This window comes from Nocardioides sp. P5_C9_2 (genome assembly GCF_054049555.1).
The window spans coordinates 1-3,899 of sequence record NZ_JBFUMD010000378.1; the positions used below are offsets into that span (position 1 = coordinate 1).

4 protein-coding genes and 1 pseudogene are annotated in these 3,899 nt (G+C 70.5%); all 5 read left to right on the top strand.

Annotation, left to right across the window (positions count from 1 at the left end; genetic code table 11):
* Window positions 1-861, top strand: a pseudogene (locus ACXJKL_RS16410) (hypothetical protein); the annotation flags it as partial.
* Between the two features lie 52 nt (window positions 862-913).
* A complete protein-coding gene (locus ACXJKL_RS16415) occupies window positions 914-1,297 on the top strand; it encodes a YbaB/EbfC family nucleoid-associated protein (RefSeq protein ID WP_457208093.1) in 384 nt (127 codons plus the stop codon).
* A gap of 7 nt (window positions 1,298-1,304) precedes the next feature.
* Window positions 1,305-1,904 carry a recombination mediator RecR gene (gene recR / locus ACXJKL_RS16420; RefSeq protein WP_457208094.1) on the top strand — a complete coding sequence of 200 codons (600 nt, stop codon included), beginning with the start codon at window positions 1,305-1,307 and terminating at the stop codon, window positions 1,902-1,904.
* Window positions 1,897-2,505, top strand: a complete 609-nt coding sequence (locus ACXJKL_RS16425) for a DUF5063 domain-containing protein (RefSeq protein WP_457208095.1) — start codon at window positions 1,897-1,899, stop codon at window positions 2,503-2,505. The genes recR and ACXJKL_RS16425 overlap by 8 nt, the downstream gene beginning before the upstream one ends.
* Before the next feature lie 122 nt (window positions 2,506-2,627).
* Complete coding sequence (locus ACXJKL_RS16430; protein WP_457208096.1) at window positions 2,628-3,899, top strand: aspartate kinase; 1,272 nt, start codon at window positions 2,628-2,630, stop codon at window positions 3,897-3,899.

A 3,899-nucleotide genomic window follows, 5' to 3' on the forward strand; every position in this document is an offset into this window, starting at 1 on the left:
GCCGCGGCGTCCCACGAGCCCGAGCCCGACCCCGGCTGGCCCGAGGTGACGGCGCCCCCGACGGACTTCCAGCCTGTGCACCCGCCGGCCGCCGGCCAGCAGGCGCCCCCGGCGTCGGCGGTCGCATCCGAGGCGTCCGTCGTCCCGGACCGTGGTGCCGAGGACGCTCCGACCGGTGACGAGGGCTCCGCGGCCGGTCCTCAGGGCGGGCTGAGCATGGTCGAGGTGCGACGGTTGTGGCCCGACATCGTCGAGGCGACCAAGATGCGCCGGCGGCTGGCCTGGATGATCCTGATCCAGAACGCCCAGGTCATCGGGGTCGACTCCCGCACGCTCACCGTCGGGTTCGCGAGCCAGGGCGCCCGCGAGTCCTTCGTGGGAGGCGGGTGCGACGAGATCCTGCGCCAGGCTGCGATCGACGTGGTCGGGGTGGACTGGCGCATCGACGCGATCGTCGACCCGAGCGCCTCCGGAGGTGCCGGCAAGCCCGTCGTCACCCAGTCGGCCGTGCCGTCCGCCGCCCCGCCTGCACCGTCGGGACCCGATGAGCGCGCTCCCGTCGACGCRCCGCCCGACTGGGTGACCGGCGATGCCGCCCAGGCACCCGCTCCCGATGCCGCCCAGTCGCCCGAGCCGCCGCGACCGCCCCAGGACTCCAGCGGTCTCATCGCCGCCCGGGAGGCCCTCGAACGCTCCAGGACCGCACCGACCTCCGACGAGCCGAGGGTCGACCACGCTGCCCTGGCCGACGCCGCGGCGGACCCCGACGACCCGGACGCCGACACCCAGGGCCTCGACAGCACCGCGTTGCTGCAGCAGACCCTGGGGGCCAAGGTCATCGACGAGATCAGGCACACGTGACCACGCAGCACCCGATCGCGACATCCACGACCCCACGACTGCAGGAGAGACGATGACCCAGAACCCCTTCGAGGGACTCGGTGGCGGCGGCTTCGACATGGGCGCCCTGCTCCAGCAGGCGCAGCAGATGCAGGAGCAGCTCGCCGAGGCCCAGACCCGGCTGGCCGAGCAGACGGTCGACGGCACCGTCGCCGGCGGCGCTGTGACCGTGACCGTCAACGGCGTCGGCGAGCTCGTCGGCCTCGCGATCGCCGCGGGCCAGTTCGACGGCTCGAACCCCGACGACCTCTCGGACCTGTCCGACATGGTGGTCGCCGCCTACCGCGATGCCAAGGCCCAGGCCGACACGCTGGCCAGCAACACCCTGGGCCCGCTCGCGGGTGGCCTCGGCGGCGACGACCAGGGCGGGGCGCCCGGCGGCCCGCTCGGCTTCTAGGAGCCCCGTGTACGAAGGCATAGTCCAGGACCTCATCGACGAGCTCGGCCGGCTCCCCGGTGTGGGTCCCAAGAGCGCTCAGCGGATCGCGTTCCACCTCCTGCAGGCCGAGCCTGCCGACGTACGCCGCCTGGCCGACGTGCTCATCGAGGTCAAGGCCAAGGTGAGGTTCTGCTCGGTGTGCTTCAACGTGTCCCAGGACGAGCAGTGCCGCATCTGCCGGGACCCGCGCCGGGACCCCGCCGTGCTGTGCGTCGTCGAGGAGTACAAGGACGTCGTGGCCATCGAGCGCACCCGTGAGTTCCGGGGTCGCTACCACGTGCTCGGCGGGGCGATCTCGCCCATCGACGGGATCGGCCCCGACCAGCTGCGCATCCGCGAGCTGATGGTGCGACTCGCCGACGGCGCCATCACCGAGTGCATCCTGGCGACCGACCCCAACCTCGAGGGTGAGGCCACGGCGACCTATCTCACCCGGATGCTCAAGCCCATGGGGTTGCGTGTCACACGACTGGCGAGTGGACTGCCCGTGGGCGGTGACCTCGAGTACGCCGATGAGGTCACCCTCGGCCGTGCGTTCGCAGGAAGGCGATCAGCAGATGACTGACTACACCAAGACCGACGTGACCGGGGGCGTGATCGACGAGGCGCAGTTCGCCTCGCAGGTCGCCGCGCAGATCGAGTCGTTCCTCATCGCGGTCCGCGAGGTCGCGCGCGAGGGCAACGGCTCACGGGCGGTGTCGCTGCTGCTCCTGGAGATCAGCCAGGTCCTGCTCGCGGGAGCCCGGCTCGGCGCGCAGATGGACTTCCAGCCCCGCGAGGAGTACCAGCCCGACGTGGGCCCCGAGGCCGACATCGACGAGCTGCGGCTGCGGCTGGCGCAGATGCTCGACAGCGTCGACACCTACAGCTTCGTCTTCGACCCCTACGTCCCGGAGGTCGTGGTCAGCCAGCTCTCCGACGATCTGGCGTCCATCGTGACCGACCTCGACAACGGGCTGCGCCACTACAAGCGCGGCGACATCGCCGAGGCGCTGTGGTGGTGGCAGTTCTCCTACGTCAACAACTGGGGCAACCTCGCGGGCGCCGCGCTCAACGCGCTGCTGACGGTGGTGGCCCACGACCGCTTCGACACCGACTTCGAGGCCGACGCCGAGGCGGTGGCGGTGGCCAACGAGATCCTGGGCGAGGCCGGTCCCGGCGTCTGACGCACGCTCCGTGCACCGCACGTGATCGCGGGGATCCGGTCGTGAGATGCGACCGTGGACCCCCGCGGCTCCCGCGTAGACTCATCAGCGCTCGAGCCACCGACCATCGCAGGGGACCAACCGTGGGCATTGTCGTGCAGAAGTACGGCGGCTCCTCGCTCGCCGACGCCGACGCCATCAAGCGGGTCGCCCGGCGCATCGTGGAGAACAAGAAGGCCGGGCATGACGTCGTCGTGGCCGTCTCGGCGATGGGTGACACCACCGATGAGCTGCTCGACCTGGCCGGGCAGGTGAGTCCGCTGCCGCCCGCGCGTGAGATGGACATGCTGCTCACGGCCGGCGAGCGGATCTCGATGGCGCTGGTCGCGATGGCGATCTCCGACCTCGGCTTCACCGCCCGCTCGTTCACCGGCTCGCAGGCGGGCGTGATCACCGACTCGGTGCACGGCAAGGCCAAGATCATCGACATCACGCCCGGGCGCATCACCAGCGCGCTCGAGCAGGGCCACATCGTCATCGTGGCCGGCTTCCAGGGCGTCAGCGCCGACACCAAGGAGATCACCACCCTGGGTCGCGGTGGCACCGACACCACCGCGGTCGCGCTGGCCGCCGCCCTCGAGGCCGACGTCTGCGAGATCTACACCGACGTCGACGGCGTCTTCACCGCCGACCCGCGCATCGTCCCGGCGGCCCGCAAGCTGGCCAAGGTCTCCTACGAGGAGATGCTGGAGCTCGCCGCGTGCGGCGCCAAGATCCTGCACCTGCGGTGCGTGGAGTACGGCCGGCGCTACCACATCCCGATCCACGTCCGTTCGTCGTTCAGTCAGAAGCAGGGCACCTGGGTCGTCGAGGACCCGACCGATGGAGGCACCATGGAACAGGCGATCATCTCCGGCGTCGCCCACGACGTCAGCGAGGCCAAGATCACCGTCGTCGGGGTCCCCGACAAGGTGGGTGAGGCCGCGCGCATCTTCGAGGCGCTCTCCGAGGCCGAGATCAACCTCGACATGATCGTGCAGAACGTGTCGGCCGCCGCGACCAGCCTCACGGACATCTCCTTCACCCTGCCGCGCACCGACGGCCAGGTCGCCATGAACGCGCTGGCGAAGATCCAGGCCGAGGTCGGCTACGACAAGCTGCTCTACGACGACAAGATCGGGAAGGTGTCGCTCATCGGTGCGGGCATGCGCTCGCACCCGGGCATCACCGCCAAGTTCTTCGCCTCCCTCGCTTCGGCCGGGGTCAACATCGAGATGATCTCCACCTCCGAGATCCGCATCTCGGTCGTCGTGACCGAGGTCGACGTCGACCGGGCCGTCCAGGCGACCCACACGGCGTTCGACCTCGACTCGACCGAGGTCGAGGCGGTCGTCTACGGCGGGACGGGTCGCTGA